The organism is Microbacterium yannicii (genome assembly GCF_024055635.1).
In the GTDB taxonomy this organism is placed as follows: domain Bacteria; phylum Actinomycetota; class Actinomycetes; order Actinomycetales; family Microbacteriaceae; genus Microbacterium; species Microbacterium yannicii.
Map to the genome: position 1 here is coordinate 145,273 of NZ_JAMXMB010000008.1, position 16,625 is coordinate 161,897.

At 69.1% G+C, this 16,625-nt stretch carries 14 protein-coding genes and 2 tRNA genes; 2 read left to right on the plus strand and 14 right to left on the minus strand.

All coding sequences use genetic code 11. The features are described from left to right. Window positions 1-45: 45 nt before the first annotated feature. Both NCG93_RS03780 and NCG93_RS03785 read right to left on the minus strand, forming a co-directional pair. Complete coding sequence (locus NCG93_RS03780) at window positions 46-549, minus strand: DUF3145 domain-containing protein (RefSeq protein WP_194415343.1); 504 nt, start codon at window positions 547-549, stop codon at window positions 46-48. A gap of 153 nt (window positions 550-702) precedes the next feature. After that, the gene (locus NCG93_RS03785) at window positions 703-1,476 is read right to left on the minus strand and encodes a hypothetical protein (protein WP_194415342.1); all 774 of its coding nucleotides are present in this window, start codon (window positions 1,474-1,476) and stop codon (window positions 703-705) included. Window positions 1,477-1,640: 164 nt separating this feature from the next. Between NCG93_RS03785 and NCG93_RS03790 the strand changes: the two genes are divergently transcribed. After that, window positions 1,641-3,647, plus strand: a complete 2,007-nt coding sequence (locus NCG93_RS03790; protein ID WP_194415341.1) for a DUF262 domain-containing protein — start codon at window positions 1,641-1,643, stop codon at window positions 3,645-3,647. A 60-nt stretch (window positions 3,648-3,707) separates the two neighbouring features. Here NCG93_RS03790 and nagE read toward each other — a convergent pair whose 3' ends face one another. The 3 genes from nagE to NCG93_RS03805 form a co-directional block, all read right to left on the minus strand. Continuing rightward, entirely contained in the window at window positions 3,708-5,648 is a 1,941-nt protein-coding gene (gene nagE, locus NCG93_RS03795; RefSeq protein ID WP_194415340.1) for an N-acetylglucosamine-specific PTS transporter subunit IIBC, read from the minus strand. Window positions 5,649-6,128: 480 nt separating this feature from the next. Beyond that, window positions 6,129-6,202, minus strand: a tRNA-Ile gene (locus NCG93_RS03800). 56 nt (window positions 6,203-6,258) lie between these two features. Then, window positions 6,259-7,347: a DMT family transporter gene (locus tag NCG93_RS03805; RefSeq protein ID WP_194415339.1), complete on the minus strand. Its 1,089-nt coding sequence runs from the start codon at window positions 7,345-7,347 to the stop codon at window positions 6,259-6,261. Window positions 7,348-7,389: 42 nt separating this feature from the next. Here NCG93_RS03805 and def point away from each other — a divergent pair, with 42 nt between their 5' ends. Further along, on the plus strand, window positions 7,390-7,959 hold the full coding sequence (def, locus tag NCG93_RS03810) for a peptide deformylase (RefSeq protein WP_194415338.1): 570 nt from the start codon (window positions 7,390-7,392) through the stop codon (window positions 7,957-7,959). Window positions 7,960-7,969: 10 nt separating this feature from the next. Here the strand turns inward: def and NCG93_RS03815 are convergent, their stop codons facing one another. The 9 genes from NCG93_RS03815 to recO form a co-directional block, all read right to left on the minus strand. Continuing rightward, on the minus strand, window positions 7,970-8,629 hold the full coding sequence (locus NCG93_RS03815) for a hypothetical protein (protein ID WP_194415337.1): 660 nt from the start codon (window positions 8,627-8,629) through the stop codon (window positions 7,970-7,972). A gap of 64 nt (window positions 8,630-8,693) precedes the next feature. Beyond that, window positions 8,694-8,766 (minus strand) — tRNA-Asn (locus NCG93_RS03820). 76 nt (window positions 8,767-8,842) lie between these two features. Beyond that, on the minus strand, window positions 8,843-9,634 hold the full coding sequence (locus tag NCG93_RS03825; RefSeq protein ID WP_194415336.1) for an ATP-binding cassette domain-containing protein: 792 nt from the start codon (window positions 9,632-9,634) through the stop codon (window positions 8,843-8,845). 50 nt (window positions 9,635-9,684) lie between these two features. Then, entirely contained in the window at window positions 9,685-11,547 is a 1,863-nt protein-coding gene (gene dnaG, locus NCG93_RS03830; protein WP_194415335.1) for a DNA primase, read from the minus strand. Continuing rightward, window positions 11,547-12,908, minus strand: coding sequence for a deoxyguanosinetriphosphate triphosphohydrolase (locus NCG93_RS03835; protein WP_194415334.1), 1,362 nt, complete (start codon window positions 12,906-12,908; stop codon window positions 11,547-11,549). The genes dnaG and NCG93_RS03835 overlap by 1 nt, the downstream gene beginning before the upstream one ends. Then, window positions 12,898-14,064: a tRNA dihydrouridine synthase DusB gene (gene dusB, locus NCG93_RS03840; protein WP_194415333.1), complete on the minus strand. Its 1,167-nt coding sequence runs from the start codon at window positions 14,062-14,064 to the stop codon at window positions 12,898-12,900. The genes NCG93_RS03835 and dusB overlap by 11 nt, the downstream gene beginning before the upstream one ends. Before the next feature lie 148 nt (window positions 14,065-14,212). After that, window positions 14,213-14,893: a DsbA family oxidoreductase gene (locus tag NCG93_RS03845; protein ID WP_194415332.1), complete on the minus strand. Its 681-nt coding sequence runs from the start codon at window positions 14,891-14,893 to the stop codon at window positions 14,213-14,215. A 100-nt stretch (window positions 14,894-14,993) separates the two neighbouring features. Further along, window positions 14,994-15,806 carry an isoprenyl transferase gene (locus tag NCG93_RS03850; RefSeq protein ID WP_194415331.1) on the minus strand — a complete coding sequence of 271 codons (813 nt, stop codon included), beginning with the start codon at window positions 15,804-15,806 and terminating at the stop codon, window positions 14,994-14,996. Next, complete coding sequence (recO, locus tag NCG93_RS03855; protein WP_194415330.1) at window positions 15,803-16,543, minus strand: DNA repair protein RecO; 741 nt, start codon at window positions 16,541-16,543, stop codon at window positions 15,803-15,805. The genes NCG93_RS03850 and recO overlap by 4 nt, the downstream gene beginning before the upstream one ends. Between the last annotated feature and the right edge of the window lie 82 nt (window positions 16,544-16,625).

Here is a 16,625-nt window from a genome sequence, read left to right on the forward strand (position 1 = left end):
GGCGCCTCGCACCGCCTGCGTCTGTGCGCTCCGCGGGAGCCGACCTCAGCCGACCTTGTGCAGCCAGACGACGGGCGCGTCGTCGCTCGCGTGGCGGAACGGTTCGAGCTCTTCGTCCCAGGCCGCACCGAGCGCGACGTCGAGCTCGCGCCGCAGTTCGAAGGCATCGCCGCCGGCGAGTTCCATCGCGTAGCGGATGCGGTCCTCGCCGATGACGACATTGCCGGCGGTATCGGTCTGGGCATAGTGGATGCCGAGACCCGGCGTGTGCAGCCAGCGGCCGCCGTCACTGCGCGGCGTGGGGTCCTCGGTGACCTCGAAGCGCAGGTGCTCCCACCCGCGGATCGCGGTAGCGAGGGCCGAGCCGGTGCCGGCAGCGCCCTCCCAGTAGAACTCGGCACGGCGGCTGCCGCCGAGGACGGGCTGATCGGCCCAGTCGAAGCTCACTGCCCGACCCAACGCTCGACCGACTGCCCACTCCAGATGAGGGCACAACGCCCGTGGCGCGGAGTGGATGAAGATCACCCCGCGTGCTTTGTGTGTCGCCATGATCTCTCCGTTCGTCAGGTGCGTCTTCCCCTACGACCTGCGACGGCGTTCATAGCGTGTTATTCGGTTGTGCTGCCGCCATTATCGCCGAGAGGGCGGGGAAATCACAAGAGTGTGATTTCCCCGCCCTCTCTGTGCGGGATGAGCGGGGGCTCAGGCCTCGCTCATCGCCTGGACCTCGGCCTTGCCCTTGGCGGCGTAGTACGCGGCGCGGGCGGCGTCACGGCGCGCCTGCTCGGCCTGACCGGCGTCGAGCACGTCCTGCGGGACATCGACGTAGTCCGTCGTCGGCTTGCCGTGGTACTTCTCGATGTAGGCGTCGAGTTCGGGGCCGGACTCCCACGACGTGATGAGGCAGTAGCGGGCCTCGTCGCCGTTGTGGTGGACGGCGTGCCAGAGGCGCTGCGTGTCGACGATGAGCTGAGCACCGGCCGGCAGCGCGACGCGGTACTCGATGCTGGGGTCGGTGCGGTTCTCCCGCAGGACGAAGTAGCTCGTCTTGTCGTCGGTGAGGTTGAAGAACCCACGCACGACCCAGCCGGTGCCGTCGGGGTTGAGACGGTTGTTGTCGTCCTGGTGGAGGTTGTACAGCGCGTCGGCGTACGTGTTCGGCTGCAGCTCGATGACGCGGCAGCGGCCGACGTTGGCGCCGGGCTCCTGCGCGCGACGCGTCATGTCCGGTGCCTTCTCGACCTGCGAGGGGATCCAGACCCCATCCTTGTCGGTGCGCGGGGGCGTGTGATTCCAGAAGCCGTTGCACTCGATCTCACCCTTGGCGGAGGCCAGCGGAGCGAAACGGGTGTCACCCGACGACTTCCAGTCGACGTACTCGATGGAGAGCCACTCCTTCGGGTCGAGCTCCCGGTCGTAGGAGTCGAGAACCACGAAGCCGGTCTCATCGAGAGCGGCGGACTTGATGTAACCCATGACGAATCATGCCTTTCGGTCAGTGAGCCAGCACGTTTTAACAGGCTCAACTTAGGCAAGCCTACCTCGGGGGCTCGGAGGGCCCGGAGGACCGCGCCGTAATGCGGACGGCCCGACCGCGGAGCCGGGCTCGCCACGTGCACCGCCTTTAGAATGGACAGGCCATGGTCACTGCCACGAATGTCGACGCCACTGCTGTCAACACCATCGGATGGCTCTCGGCCGCGGACCGCACGATCGTCGTGCCGGTGTACCAGCGCCAGTATCGATGGGACATCGGGGGATGCGAGCAACTCCTCGCCGACATCCGGGCGGTGGCCGACCTCGACGATCGCCACATGCACTTCATCGGGTCGATCCTCTCATCGGCGAGCGGTGACGGAGAGGATGCCGAGCTGGTGCTGATCGACGGCCAGCAGCGCACGACGACGCTCATGCTGCTGGTCGCGGCACTGCACCACACTGTTCGCGAGGCCGACCCCGACCTCGCCGATCGGCTGCAGCGCGTGCTCGTGCACTCCGGCGACGCGATGCGCACCAAGCTGCGGCCGCATCGCGCGTGGGCCTCGGTGTTCGAGAGGGTGGTGCTCGACCTCCCGCTTCCCGCGGGTGAGCAGCGGGACTCGCGATTCGACGACAACTACGCGTTCTTCCGCAGCCAGATCAGTCTCGATGAGGCTCCCCGCATCTGGCGGGGGCTGCAGAAGCTCGAGCACGTGGCGATCACCCTCGGCGCGGGCGCCAACGCGCAGCAGATCTTCGAGAGCCTCAATTCGACGGGCGAGCCGCTGCGCGATCACGAGCTGATCCACAACTACGTGCTGATGGGTCTGAACCACGCCGAGCAGCGTGAGATCGAGGCAGAGTACTGGCAGGTGATCGAGCAGAACACGGGCGACGCGATCGCGGAGTTCTGGCGGCAGTACCTCGTGATGACCACGGGCCGCGAGGTCACCGTGGTCGGCGGGCGGGGCGTGTATGAGGCGTTTAGGCACGAGTTCCCTCGGCTCGAGTTCGCAGACCTCGTGCGCCACGCCGGCGAATGGCGCGAGCTGTCCCGCGTGTACCGGGTGCTGCTGCATCCCGGTGAGGCTCCGGATGCCGAGATCACGCGCCACCTGTCGTACCTGCACACGTTCGGCACCGGCATGTACCCGCTCGTCATGCGCGCGTACCGCGATTTCGAGCAGGAGCTCATCGCGCGGGACGAGCTGATCGAGACGCTCGAGATGGTGCAGTCGCTCCTCGTGCGCCGATCTGTGGTGGGCACCGGTGTCGAGCGCCTGGTCGCGCGGCTCTGTCGGGCGCGCGACGACGGGCGGGAAGCGCTGGTCTCGGCGATCTCGCGCATCACGCCCTCCGACGAGCGCATCGCGGTCGCGCTGAAGTACTCCGAGCTCCCGCACCCGGCGTATGTGCTGAGACGCATCGCCGGTGTGGACGGCGCGGCCGGCCTCGACGTCGAGCACATCTTCCCGGTGGCGCCCGGCGACGCGTGGTCGGGCGACGGAGTGCGGGAATGGGCGTCGTACAGCGACGACGAGCAGAACAGCCATCGCGCGCTGGCGAACACCATCGGCAACCTCACCATCCTGGAAGAGGACCTCGCGCTGCGCGCGCTGGATCGGTCGTTCCCCGAGAAGCAGGCGCTCTACGCCCGCAGCGCGGTCGCGGCGACGTCGGCGCTGGCCGAACTGCCCGGCTGGGGAACCGCGGCGATCGCCCAGCGGTCGACGCAGCTGACGCAGCGATTCGTCGAGGTGTGGAAGCGTCCGGGCGGTACGGCGATCGATGACGACGGGCTCACCCCGATCCTCGATGCCGTCCGCCGGCGCGGCTGGCCGCCGGGATGGCACCGCGAGTGGTCGTATGTGGAGTACTGCGGCGAGCACTGGGAGGTGCCCGACGTGAAGTATCTCTTCAACCGTGTATTCAAGCGGTTGTGGGCCGACTCCCGCGAAGCCGTGGTCGCCTACAGCGCGCGCCGCGGCGGCCCGGTGTACACCGCGCAATCGTGGAACGGCCAATGGGATCGTCTCGACGACGGCCACTCGCTGTACATGGGCTGGGACTCCAGTTACATGCTGAGCGCCGTCCAGGGAGTCCTGGAGGAGGCCGGTCTCGCCGCCGAGGTGTTCGTCAAGTACTCGTACATCGGCAGCGCGATGTGAGAAGGGACGGATGCCTCGGCTCGAGGCATCCGTCCCCCTCATCGTGGGCCCCGCAGGGCGTCACTCGAACGTGACGGCTGCGTTCTCGTTGTTCAGCACGATCACCGGCGTGATCGAGGGGTGGCCCGCCGCCTGGATCCTCGCCAGGTCGAAGCGGAGCAGGGGTGTTCCGGCCGTGACCTTCTGACCCTTCTCGACGAGGGTCTGGAAGCCGTCGCCCTTCATCTCCACGGTGTCGATGCCGACGTGGATCAGCAGCTCGGTGCCGTCGTCGAGCACGAGCGCGACGGCATGGCTGCTGTCGAACGTCGCGCCGATGGTGCCGTCTGCGGGGGCGACCACCGTGTCGCCGGTCGGCTCGATCGCGACGCCCGGACCCATGATCCCCTGCGCGAAGGTCGGGTCTGGCACCGCCGACAGCGGCACGACAGTTCCTTCCAGGGGCTGCCGAAGCCTCACGGCGGTGGTCGTGGGTGCATCGGTCAGCACCGTGGCTCCGCCGACCGCCGGAGCCACCGCAGGCTCGGGTGCGGCGCCCGTGGGTGCCGCTGCCTGGCCGGAGATGATCTGCTCCATGGCGTCCTTCACGAACTGGACGTTGGTGCCGTAGATGACCTGGACGGACTTGCCGCCGGGCTTCATCGTGCCCGCAGCCCCCGCACGCTTCAGCGCAGTCTCGTCGACCTTGCTCGGGTCGTCGATCTCCATTCGCAAGCGCGTGGCGCAGTTCTCGAGTTCGAGGATGTTCGCCTTCCCGCCGAGCGCATCGATGAAACGGCTGCCGGTGACCAGGTACTTGTCGTCGGCCGACCGCGTGTCGTACTCGGTGTCGTCCGCGAGGATGTCGTCGTCCTCGCGACCGGGAGTCTTCAGGTTGAACCGCTTGATGATGAAGTAGAACACGACGAAGTAGATGAAGAACCAGAACACTCCCATGACGGGGATGAGCCAGGGGTTCTGCGCCATCGGGTTCATCCAGTTGAGGACGAGGTCGATGAAGCCGCCCGAGAAGCCGAATCCCATGCGCACCGGCAGGATCTGGCTGATCGCCATCGAGATGCCGGTGAAGATCGCGTGCACCAGGTACAGCACGGGCGCCAGGAACATGAAGGCGAACTCGAGCGGCTCGGTCACGCCGACGAAGAACGACGAGATCGCGCCGCCGAGCAGGATGCCGTAGGCGAGCTTCTTGCGCGTGGTCTTCGCCGTGAGATACATCGCGAGGGCCGCACCGGGCAGACCGAACATCATGATGGGGAAGAACCCGGTCATGTACTGGCCGGTGACTCCGTAGGTGCCTTCGCCGGAGAGGAAGTTGTTGAGATCGTTGATGCCGGCCACGTCGAACCAGAAGACGGAGTTCAGGGCGTGGTGGAGTCCGACAGGGATGAGCAGCCGATTGAGGAAGCCGTAGATGCCGGTGCCGAACGGTCCGAGGGTGACGATCCACTCGCCGAACGTGACGAGGCCGCCGTAGACCCATGGCCACACGAAGAACAGCGCGACGGCGACCACGAGAGAGGCGCCCGCCGTGACGATCGCCACCGAACGCTTGCCCGAGAAGAACGACAGTGCGTCGGGAAGCCTGGTGTCTTTGAACTTGTTGTAGCAGTACGCGCCGATGAGTCCGCAGATGATGCCGACGAACACGTTCTGCACCTTCAGGAATGCGGGATCGACTTCGTTGACGTCAGCGACGCCGGTGTAGAGGGCGACCGTCTCCGGCTTGAGCAGCGTGGTGACGACGAGCCACGATACGAGACCCGCCAGCGCCGAGGTGCCATCGGATTTGTTCGCCATGCCGAGCGCGATGCCCACGGCGAACAGCAGCGCCATGTTGTCGAGCAGCGACCCGCCGGCGGCGCCAAGGAACGCCGAGACGAGGTTGGGGCTCTTCCCGCCGTTGCTGATCCAGTACGAGATGCCCGACAGGATCGCGGCGACCGGCAGCACAGCCACCGGCAGCATGATCGATCGTCCGAGCCTCTGCAAGAACTTCATTGTTCGCCTCCAAGGCGCAAGGGACATTTGCTGCCGCTGACGCTACACGCAACGACCGCTGCCCCGACAGGGCTCTCCCTCCGAAAGTAAGGGGTGCGAACGAATTGCCCCCGCCTCTGGCGGAAGCGGCCCGTTGCGACTCGCCGGCGTACCGTCAGCCGGGGCCGCCGCCGCCGGCCGCCAGCAGGGTGATGCGCGCCGCTGACGACACGAGAGATGAGACCACCGCAGCCCTCCGGACAACGGCTGATCGCAGTCGCTTAGCCCCCGAGGGTGGCCTCGGTCAAGGGTCTATTTCCTGCTCCATCCACACGACATCGTGATGCGCGGCACGCGAATGCCAACCTGGGGAACAGCCGGCCTCGTGCCGGCGGCTGCCCTCTCACTCTGGGGTCGAGAGGGCAGCTTCCCCGCAGGCGAGACCCGTCAGACGAGGTGTGGACCGCCGCAACCCTTCGGGCAGCGGCGGTCCACAATCCGTAGGGCGGGTGGGACTTGAACCCACGATCGTCGGGTTATGAGCCCGCTGCCTTGACCAGCTTGGCCACCGCCCCGCGGCACGGAGTGCGCAGACGAGCCTACCGGTCCGTCCGGGGGTCGTGCGCGTGCGTCAGCGCTTGTCGGGATCGTCGAGGCGGTCCTTCACGGGCGGCTCGGGCCACACCTTCGCCACCGCCTCGGTGACCTTGACCGATCCGGTGCGCGGGTGCGCGGCATCCGTTGCTCCCCCGTTGCTCCCCCGAGAGATCGGAAGCCCCTGGCTCTCGCTGAGCACCTGCGGATGATGTCGCGCGAGCTGGAACACTCCCCACACGGCGACAGCGCCCACGACGGCGAACGTGATGTAGACCCACAGCGGAGCGCCTGCGGCCTCTTGGAGCACCGTCAGGCCGATGATGATCGCGACGATCGGATCGATGACCGTGAGCCCGGCGACGACGAGGTCCGGCGGGCCGGAGGCGTAGGCGCTCTGCACGAAGTAGGCGCCGACGATGGCTCCGACGATGAGGGCTGCCAGGCACAGGAAGGTGAGCCAGTTGAACTCGCCGACCTTCACGCGCTCGATGACGACCTTGGCCAGCGTCGCGACGAAACCGTAGATGACGCCCGCGGCGGTGATGTAGAACAGGGCACCCATGCGCTTGCGCAGCCAGATCCACAGTCCCGCGAACACCAGGGTGACGACCAGCAGCAGCACGAGGATGGTGATCAGCTGCCCATTCGAGACCGGCTTCTCGGTCGCGAACAGGGCGGCGACAGTCACGAAGACGAAGATGCCGCCGACGCACGCCGCGATCGCGATGAGCGAGCGCTTGGTCGGCTTGTGGCCGCTGATCTGAGCGTTCAGCAGCGTGGTGATCACGAGCGCGACCGCGCCGAGCGGCTGGACGACGATGAGCGGTGCGAAGAAGAGGGCCGAGAGCTGGCAGACGATCGCCAGGCCGAGCATCACGGTGCCGATCACCCACGAGGGCCGGGCCAGCAGCTTCAGCAGATGGCTGGGTCCCAGGCCCTGACTGGAGTGTCCGCCGCTGAGGCGCTCCACCTTCGTGACGCCGCGGTGCTGGTACTGGGCGCCGAACGACATGAACACCGCACCCAGCAGGGCCAGCGGGATGCCGATCAGGATGCCGGGGTTCTGGAAAGCGCCGACGAGCTGATCGCCGACGTCCTCGAGTTCCACCGCAGTCCAGACCACGTATCGACACTAGTCGCAGGCACCGGTCGATAGGCTCAAGGCGTGGCTGTTCTCCCGATTCGCATCATGGGCGATCCCGTCCTGCACTCCCCCGCGTCCGCTGTCGAAGAGATCACGGACGAGATCCGCGCACTGGTCGCCGACATGTTCGAGACGATGGATGCCGCACCCGGCGTGGGCCTCGCGGCCCCTCAGGTCGGCGTGCCGCTGCGCATCTACACGTACACCTATGCCGACGACGAGAACGGCGAGCCCTGGCGGGGCGTGGTCATCAACCCCGAACTGTGGATGCGGCCGCTCGAACCCGGAGCTCCGGACCCGGACGAGGAGTCCGAGGGCTGTCTGTCGTTCCCAGGCGAGCGGTTCCCGCTGCGCCGCTCGGAGGAAGTGCTCGTGACCGGGACCGACCTCGACGGCGCACCCGTGAGCATCCAGGTCGACGGCTGGCGGGCCCGCATCATGCAACACGAGTTCGACCACCTCGACGGCATCCTCTACGTCGACCGCCTCGACGACGGGGACTGGAAGACCGTGCAGAAGATCGCCCGCAAGCGCGGTTGGGGCCGGCCGGGGAGCTCCTGGATGCCGGGCGTCGACGACATCGACGCCTGATCCTTCCAGGTCACGCGTCGCTGCGGCGGTTCTGACGCTCCACCCATCGACGCAGCTCGGCGTCGGCACCTGGTGGCGCCTGTGCGATGACGTTCATACCCTGTCGTACGAGCGTCGTGCCGGTGCGCATCGGTCCCCACACGCGCGCCGTGGTCAGCTCGCCGGTGTCGACGTCGCGGACCTGGACTTGCGTGGTGTCCGTGGTCTTGCGTGCTCCGGCCTTCCCCGCGACGTGCTGCACCACGAGGACAGGAAGACCGTGGGCAGCGGCGGTGGCGATGACGGTGTCGAGGTCGTGGGCGGCCCACTGGCTGCGGATGCGGCGAACGGTCCACAGGGACACCAGCACGACGAGCACCGTCGCGAGTCCCGTCGGCACGAGCCAGCAGCTCACGATCGCCGACGCCAGCGACCACACGGCGACGCCGCGCAGAGCGAGCAGGATCGCCGCGATCGACGGGACGAGCGCGAGGAACAGCCAAGGCGCCGGCGCGGCGACGGGAAACATCCATGGTTCTCCGCCGAAGAGCACGGCCAGACCCACCCACACGAGCGCCCCCGCGAACAGGGCGAGCGCACCGAGCAGTGGCGCGGACCGGTAGATCGGGGCCGGCGCCGGAACGCCGCCTTCGACCTGGAGCAGCGGCGAGGGCTTCGCGCGAGCCGCCATGTTCCCACCTCGATCCGATCCCGAAGACGAAGAAAGCCTCGGGGGTGGAGCCCCGAGGCCTTCGCTCCCCCACTTGGACTCGAACCAAGAACCTATCGGTTAACAGCCGATTGCTCTGCCAATTGAGCTATGGAGGAATGGTCCGCGCTCTCGCGCGGGCAACCAGACCATACTAGCAAAGCCCGGGCCGTGCTGACGACCACAGCCACCCCGTCAGGAGCTCACGAGACGTCTGTCGGCCTCGCCGCTGGGCGTCCAGAGCAGGTCCTGCGTGCCATGTCCGAATGCGACCGCGTGCCCGGCGCGGAGCACGAGCACATCGGCATCCAGTTCGTTCACGACGTCCCGCTCGTTGGTCACGATGAGCGTGGCCATGTTCAGCTCCTTGCGACGGCGCAGGACCGCCGCACGCGCCGCCTTACGCACCTCGACGTCCATGTTCGCGAACAGCTCGTCTGCGATGAGCACGCGCGGCTGGAGAACGAGTGAGCGCGCCAGCGCGACTCGCTGGCGCATGCCCGCGCTGAGTTCGTACGGGTACTTGGCTGCCGCTCCAAGCGGCAGCATCAACTCGTCGAGGAGGGATGCCACCCGGACGGCCAGCGCGCGGGGACTCACGCGGCGATCGCGGCTGGTGATCGGCTCGCCGATCACCTCTGCGACGGTGAGACGTGCCGGGAGCCGGGCACCCGCCGACTGCGGCAGATAACCGGCGTAGTAGGTGAGCTGGCGGTGGGCGCGGCCCGGACGGCGCACCGGGATGCCCTCGACGAGGCCCCGCCCGCCCACCACGGTGAGCCCCGCCTCATCGGCACCGGCCAGCACGGCGGCGAGCGACGATTTGCCGGAACCGGTCGGCCCCATCAGCGCCAGGATGCCACCGTGGTCCAGGCGGAACGAAACGCCGTCCACCACGCGCTGGGACGCGCCCCCACGGCCCGCACGGCGGGCGATCGATAGATCGGAGCAGTCGATCGCGACATCCGCGTCTCTTCGGCGAGCCATCCTCATATCCTGCCGCGCGGCGGTCCGCGGCGCCAGCAGGCGCGGCGGGATCAGGACGCCTCGTCCGCGATGGCCTGACGGGTCGCGTCGAGTTCGCGCAGTCGCAGCCGGATGCGGCGTCCCTCTTCCGAGTCGGCGGGGACCCGCTGGATGGCGCCCAGCAGCTCGGACTTCTCGCGGTCGAGGCCGCGCATCACGAGTCGCCGCGCGAGATCGCTCGCTGACGACACGGCGGCCTCGTCGCTCAGCGCCGGGAAGTCACCGGCGAGAAGCTCGGCGGCGAGCGCGCGGTAGGGCTCGCGGACGGTGGCGACGGCATCCACTGCCCAGCCGGGGCGCTGCATGCTCGAGACGTCGCGCACGGCGACGCGGACGGCATCGAGCGCCGGATGACGGAAGGGCAGCTCGAGGGCGCGCGCCACGAGCGCCGGGTCCATGCGGTGGCCGAACTGCAGCACCCCCATCAGGGCGTCGCGCTCGATCGCCACCCCGGGCGTGCGCGGCAGCGTCGCGAGCGTGACGCGCAGCGCCCCCTCGGCGTCGGGAGCGACGGCCTCGGCTACCGGGGAGCCCTCGCGGCGACCGCTGGTGGTGGTGGTGCGGCCCGCGCGTTCGACCTCGCGGCGCACGTCTTCGGTATCCATGCCGAGCCGGCGGGCGAGCACCCGTACGTACTCGGGCTGCAGCAGCGGGTCGCGCAGCTCGGCGACCACGGGAGCCGCGGTACGCAGCGCGCCGACGCGTCCCTCCACGCTGGCGAGGTCGTACCCCGAGATGCGCTGGTCGAGCACGAACTCCACCATCGGCACCTTGGTCTCGAGCAGGGCGCGCACGGCGCCGTCCCCCCGCGCGAGGCGCAGATCGCAGGGGTCGAGCCCTTCCGGGCCGGTCGCGACATACGTCTGGGCGTTGAACCGCTTGGCGTCGGCGAACGCGCGCAGCGCCGCCTTCTGGCCCGCAGCATCCGGATCGAAGGTGAAGACCACCTCACCGGCCGTGGAGTCGTCGCCCATGACCCGCCGCAGCACGGTGATGTGGTCGGAGCCGAACGCGGTGCCGCAGGTGGCGATCGCCGTCGTGATGCCGGCCAGATGGCACGCCATCACGTCGGTGTACCCCTCGACGACGACGACGCGGTGCTGACGCGAGACCTCGCGTTTGGCGAGGTCGAGGCCGTAGAGCACCTGGGCCTTCTTGTAGATGGTGGTCTCGGGCGTGTTGAGGTACTTGGGCCCGTTGTCATCGTCGTGGAGCCGGCGCGCGCCGAAGCCGAGCACCTGGCCGGTGACGTCCCTGATCGGCCACACCACCCGCCCGCGGAAGCGGTCGTAGACGCCGCGCTGGCCCTGCGACACGAGGCCCGCCGACGAGAGCTCCTCGTCGGTGTAACCCTGCGCACGGAGGGCGGAGTGCATGCCCGACCATCCCTTGGGGGCGTATCCCACGCCGAAGTGGCCGGCCGCGCCGGCGTCGAACCCGCGTTGGCCCAGGAAGCGGCGCGCGATGTCGGCCTCGGGCGTCATCAGCTGAGAGCGGAAGAACTCCGCAGCCGCGGCGTTGGCGGCGTACAGCCGGGCGCGCCCGGTGTGCTCGGGAGCGGAGCCGCCGTCTTCGTAGTGCAGGGAGTAGCCGATGCGGCCCGCGAGGCGCTCGACGGCCTCGGTGAACGTCACATGGTCCATCGCACGCAGGAACGAGTAGACGTCGCCCGATTCGCCGCAGCCGAAGCAGTGATAGAAGCCGGCCTGCGGGCGGACGTTGAAGCTCGGGCTGCGCTCGTCGTGGAACGGGCACAGGCCCTTCAACGAGCCGACGCCCGCGGACTTGAGTGCGACCCGTTCTCCGATGATGTCGGCGATGTTCGTCCGGGACTTCACCTCGTCGACGTCCGCCTGACGGATACGTCCCGCCATCAGCGCACCTCGGACGGATGGCGCGCGGCGCGCTCCGCCGCATCCATCGGCCGGGCGCCGGGCGCCCACACGCCGACGGATGCCGGATCCACCGGCCCGACGAGCGAGCCGTGCCAGGCGATCGCCAGCTGGTCGGTGAGGCTGGCGACCTGGTCGACGACGACACGGCGGCGCGCGGCATCCGTCTCCGCCGCCGCGAAGTCCTCCGCATGCAGCGGGTCGAGTGCGTCGGGCCGCTCCCACAGTGCAGTGGCGAGGCGCTTCAGCAGGCGCCGCTGCTCCTTGTAGAGCTCCTTGCGTCCTTCGATGGAGACGACCGCCGCGCCGATGACGCCCTTGAGCACGGCCATCTCGGCCTCGACGATCCGTGGCACCACGAGGTGCCCGCGATAGCGGGTGAGCACCGAGGTGGCGTACGACTCGCGCGTCGCGGTGGTCGCGGCGCGTGCGAAGCGCCCGATGAGGTCGGAGGTCAGGTTCTTCAGGCGGGCGAGAGCGGCGCGGGTGCCGTCGAACGAGTCGATCCACTCCGGCATGCGCGTGAGCCGGAAGAGGGCGTCCTCAAGCTCGTCGCGAGCGAAGTCGAAGCCGACCCACGACTGGATCGCCGTCAGCAGCCATTCGTGCTCACGCGGATCCGCGAGACGCTCGGGGTCGAGGTAGCCGTTGACGACCGCATCCTCGAAGTCGTGCACCGAGTACGCGATGTCGTCCGAGAGGTCCATGACCTCCGCCTCGATGCAGCGCACCCGGCCCGGAGCATCGGCGCGCAGCCAGCGGAAGACCGCTTCGTCTTCGGGGTACACCCCGAACTTCAGCCGGCCGCCCGGGTCGGGCAGCGGATGATCCGAGGTCCACGGGTACTTGCAGGCGGCGTCGAGGCTCGCACGCGTGAGGTTCAGCCCGACACTGCGGCCGTCGGCGTCGAAGACCTTGGGCTCGAGGCGGGTGAGGATGCGGAGGGTCTGCGCATTGCCCTCGAACCCGCCGACGTCCTCGGCCCACTCGTTGAGCGCCCGCTCGCCGTTGTGACCGAAGGGCGGGTGCCCGAGGTCGTGGCTGAGGCACGCGGTGTCGACGACGTCGGCCGCCAGGTCTAGCGCCGTCGCGAGCTCGCGACCCACCTGTGCCACCTCGAGCGAGTGCGTCAGCCGGTTGCGCGCGAAGTCCGCGGGACTCGCGGGGCTGAGCACCTGCGTCTTGGCCGCGAGTCGGCGCAGTGCAGCGGAGTGGAGCACCCGCGCACGGTCGCGCGCGAAGTCGTCGCGCTGCGATCGATGGTGCTCGACGAGGAATCGGGCGGCGTCGGCGTCGTCGTAGCCCGCCGGGCGGTCCGACGCCGCGACCACGTCACCCGCCACTGTGGTCGAGTTCCGCTTCGGCGAGGGCGGTGGATGCCGCGGCCCCCAGCTCGCGCGAGTTCAGCCAGCCATCGGGCAGCGCGGGACGCTTGGGGGTGCCGGCGCGACCGCGCTGACCCTCGGCCGCGGCGCCAGGATAGGGCGCATCGAGTTCGAGGGTCGCCAGCAGGTCGTCGATCTCGGCGAGGGTCGAGGCGGTGGCGAGGCTCGCACGCAGCTCGCCCCCGACCGGGTAGCCCTTGAAGTACCAGGCGACGTGCTTACGGACGTCGCGGCAGCCACGGCCCTCGTCTTCGAAGAACTCGACGAGCAGTTCCGCGTGGCGGCGGAAGGCGCGCGCCACGAATCCGAGGGTCGCATCGACCGGCTCGGCCGGCGCGGCGCCCGGAGCGCCGAGTGCGCGGGCCAGGTCGCCGAACAGCCACGGGCGCCCGAGGCACCCACGACCGACCACGACGCCGTCGCAGCCTGTCTCGTCCATCATGCGCACGGCGTCGTCGGCCGACCAGATATCGCCGTTCCCGAGGACGGGGACGCTCGTGACGGCCTGCTTGAGCGCGGCGATCGCCGACCAGTCGGCGTTGCCCGAGTAGAACTCCGAGGCGGTGCGGGCGTGCAGGGCGACGGCGGCCACGCCGGCGTCCTCCGCGATACGACCCGCGTCGAGATACGTCAGGTGGTCGGCATCGATGCCTTTGCGCATCTTGACCGTCAGCGGGATGTCGCCCGCCGCGCGCGCGGCGCGTGTGACGATGTCGCGGAACAGGCCCAGCTTCCACGGCAGCGCCGCTCCCCCGCCCTTGCGGGTGACCTTGGGGACGGGGCATCCGAAATTCAGATCGATGTGGTCGGCGCGGTCCTCCTCGACCAGCAGGCGCACGGCCGCCTCGGTCGTCGCGGGATCCACGCCGTACAGCTGGATGGAGCGCGGCTTCTCGGACTCGTGGTGCGTGATGAGGCGCATCGTCGTGGCGTTGCGCTCGACGAGGGCGCGCGTCGTGATCATCTCGCTGACGTAGAGGCCGGCGCCGTACTCGCGGCACAGTCGCCGGAACGCGGTGTTGGTGATACCCGCCATCGGCGCCAGCACGACGGGCGCATCGAGATCGATGGGCCCGATGCGCAGCGTGCGCGCGGGAGCGAGGGCAGTCGTCACGACTCCATTCTCTTACAGGATTCCGTCCCTTGGCTGAACGGGGCGCTCGCCTGTGGGATCGTCGCAGTCACCGAGGCGAGGCGCCCCCCTCCGCCGGTGAGAACGGGCCCGCCGCGAAGCTTCGCGGCGGGCCCGTTGCTGTCGAGGTTCAGGCTTCGACGCCGGCGGGCTCGCGGTGCTCTGCCCACACTTGGCGCACGATCTGCGCGAACGCGTCGGCGGGCTGCGCGCCCGATACGCCGTACTTGCCGTCGATCACGAAGAAGGGCACGCCGTTGATGCCGTACGCCGTGGCCTGCGCCTGATCGGCGCGGACGGCGTCGAGGTAGCGTCCGCTCTGCAGCGCCTCGCGCGCGGCGTCGGCGTCGAGTCCGGCATCCGTGGCGAGGTCCACGAGTTCGTCCTCCCGACCGAGATGACGACCCTCCGTGAAGTACGCGGCCATGAGCCGCTCGGCGAGCTCGTGCTGGCGGCCCTGCTCCTTGGCGAAATGGAGCAGTTCATGGGCCTTGACGGTGTTGGTGTGCTTGAGGAGGTCGAAGCGGTACTCGAGGCCGGCATCGGCGGCGACGCCGGTGACGCGCTGGAGCATCTGCTGCACCTGCTCGCGAGGCATGCCTTTGTGCTTCGCGAGGAAGTCGAGCTCGTCGCCCTCGAAGTCGACGGGCGTGTCGGGCGACAGCTCGAACGAGTGGAACGTCACCTCCACGGCGGGGGCGTCGTCATCCGCGGATGCCGCGGCCAGCCCGTTCTCGAGATTGCGCTTGCCGATGTAGCACCAGGGGCAGGCGATGTCGCTCCACACGTCGATCTTGATGGCGTCCGTCATGCTGGGGACAACCGCCGACGTCGTCGTTTGTATTCCGTCGAATGCGCTCCGGTGCTCGACTGCCGGCGCGATCGCCGGCAGGGGGTGAGCCCGCCGCCGGTCAGGATGCCGAGGCGTCCGGCGTGTCGACGGCGCCGCCGAAGCGGCGCTCGCGCCCGAGGTAGGCGTCGATGCCATCCCAGAGGTCTTCGCGGCTGAAGTCCGGCCACAGCGTGTCGAGGAAGACGAACTCGGCGTACGCAGACTCCCACAGCAGGAAGTTCGAGGTGCGCTGCTCCCCGCTCGAGCGGAGGAAGAGGTCGACATCCGGCATGTCCGGACGATACAGGCGGCGCTGGATGAGCTTCTCCGACACCGCCGACGGCTTGAGCCTGCCTGCCGCGACGTCGTCGGCGATCGAGCGCATCGCGTCGACGAGCTCGATGCGGCCGCCGTAGTTCACGCACATGGTGAGGGTCAGCACGTCGTTGCCCGCCGTCAGGCGCTCCGCGAACTGCAGCTCCTTGATCACGCTCGACCAGAGCCGGGGCTTGCGTCCGGCCCACTGGATGCGCACGCCCCACTCGTTGAGCTGGTCGCGGCGGCGATGCAGCACGTCGCGGTTGTACCCCATCAGGAAGCGCACCTCCTCCGGCGAGCGCGACCAGTTCTCGGTCGAGAACGCGTAGACCGACAGGTGCTTGACCCCCGCCTGGATCGCCCCCGCGACGACGTCGAGCAGGGCGGCCTCGCCCGCCTTGTGACCCTCGATACGGGTGAGTCCACGGCGATTTGCCCACCGGCCGTTGCCGTCCATCACGATCGCCACATGGTGGGGCACGGCGCCGCGCGGGTATTCGGGCGGGTACACCCCGGTCCAGTCCAGTGGGCGATACGGCACCGCATCGCGATGCGTGTAGGGCTTGGGAGTCACCGGTGGCCTTCCTGCGGGGCGGAGACATGCGAAAGGGAGCGGATGCCGCGTTCGAGGTGCCACTGGGCATAAGCCGCGATCAGTCCCGAGGCGGCCGCCGTCGAGCCGTGGGAGGCGGCATCCACCACATCCCACTCCCCCGCCATGAGCGACTGCAACAGCGACACCGTCGCCGCATCCACGCGCGCCGCACCCGTCGGAGCGCAGTCCCGGCAGATGACGCCGCCCTGCTGCGCGACGAAGGTGTCGTGTGGTCCGCTGCGCCCGCAGCGGGCGCACTCCCCGAGCCCCGGCGCCCAGCCGGAGAGCGCCATGGCACGGAGGAGATAGGAGTCCAGTACGCTGCGCGAGGCATGCTCGCCGCGAGAGAGGGCACGAAGCCCGCCCACGAGGAGCAGATACTGCTGCGGCGTCGCCTCGGCCTCGTTGAGGCGGTCGGCGGCCTCGACCATCGCATGGGCAGACGTGTACCGGTCGTAGTGGGCGACGATCTCGGCACCGTACGAGCCGAGCGACTCGGCCTGCTGCACGATGTCGAGGGAGCGGCCCTGGTAGAGCTGGACGTCCGCGACCATGAACGGCTCGAGCCGCGCACCGAAGCGCGACGAGGTGCGGCGCACGCCCTTCGCGACCGCGCGCAGCTTGCCGTGACGGCGGCTGAGCATCGTCACGATCCTGTCGGCTTCCCCCAGTTTGTGGGTGCGAAGGACCACGACTTCATCGCGGTAGGTGGGCACCCGTCAATTATCGCTGCGTACCGGTGCGATCGGGCGGCGCCGGACCGTGCGGGTTCGGTTGAGTCGGGCCCGGCTGCCGGGC

Bases quoted from the DNA above. Each gene is read 5' to 3' on its own strand.
- NCG93_RS03780 (WP_194415343.1), bottom strand. From the start codon at position 549: ATGGCGACACACAAAGCACGCGGGGTGATCTTCATCCACTCCGCGCCA.
- NCG93_RS03785 (WP_194415342.1), bottom strand. From the start codon at position 1,476: ATGGGTTACATCAAGTCCGCCGCTCTCGATGAGACCGGCTTCGTGGTT.
- NCG93_RS03790 (WP_194415341.1), top strand. From the start codon at position 1,641: ATGGTCACTGCCACGAATGTCGACGCCACTGCTGTCAACACCATCGGA.
- nagE (WP_194415340.1), bottom strand. From the start codon at position 5,648: ATGAAGTTCTTGCAGAGGCTCGGACGATCGATCATGCTGCCGGTGGCT.
- NCG93_RS03815 (WP_194415337.1), bottom strand. From the start codon at position 8,629: ATGGCGGCTCGCGCGAAGCCCTCGCCGCTGCTCCAGGTCGAAGGCGGC.
- NCG93_RS03825 (WP_194415336.1), bottom strand. From the start codon at position 9,634: ATGGCTCGCCGAAGAGACGCGGATGTCGCGATCGACTGCTCCGATCTA.
- dnaG (WP_194415335.1), bottom strand. From the start codon at position 11,547: ATGGCGGGACGTATCCGTCAGGCGGACGTCGACGAGGTGAAGTCCCGG.
- NCG93_RS03845 (WP_194415332.1), bottom strand. From the start codon at position 14,893: ATGACGGACGCCATCAAGATCGACGTGTGGAGCGACATCGCCTGCCCC.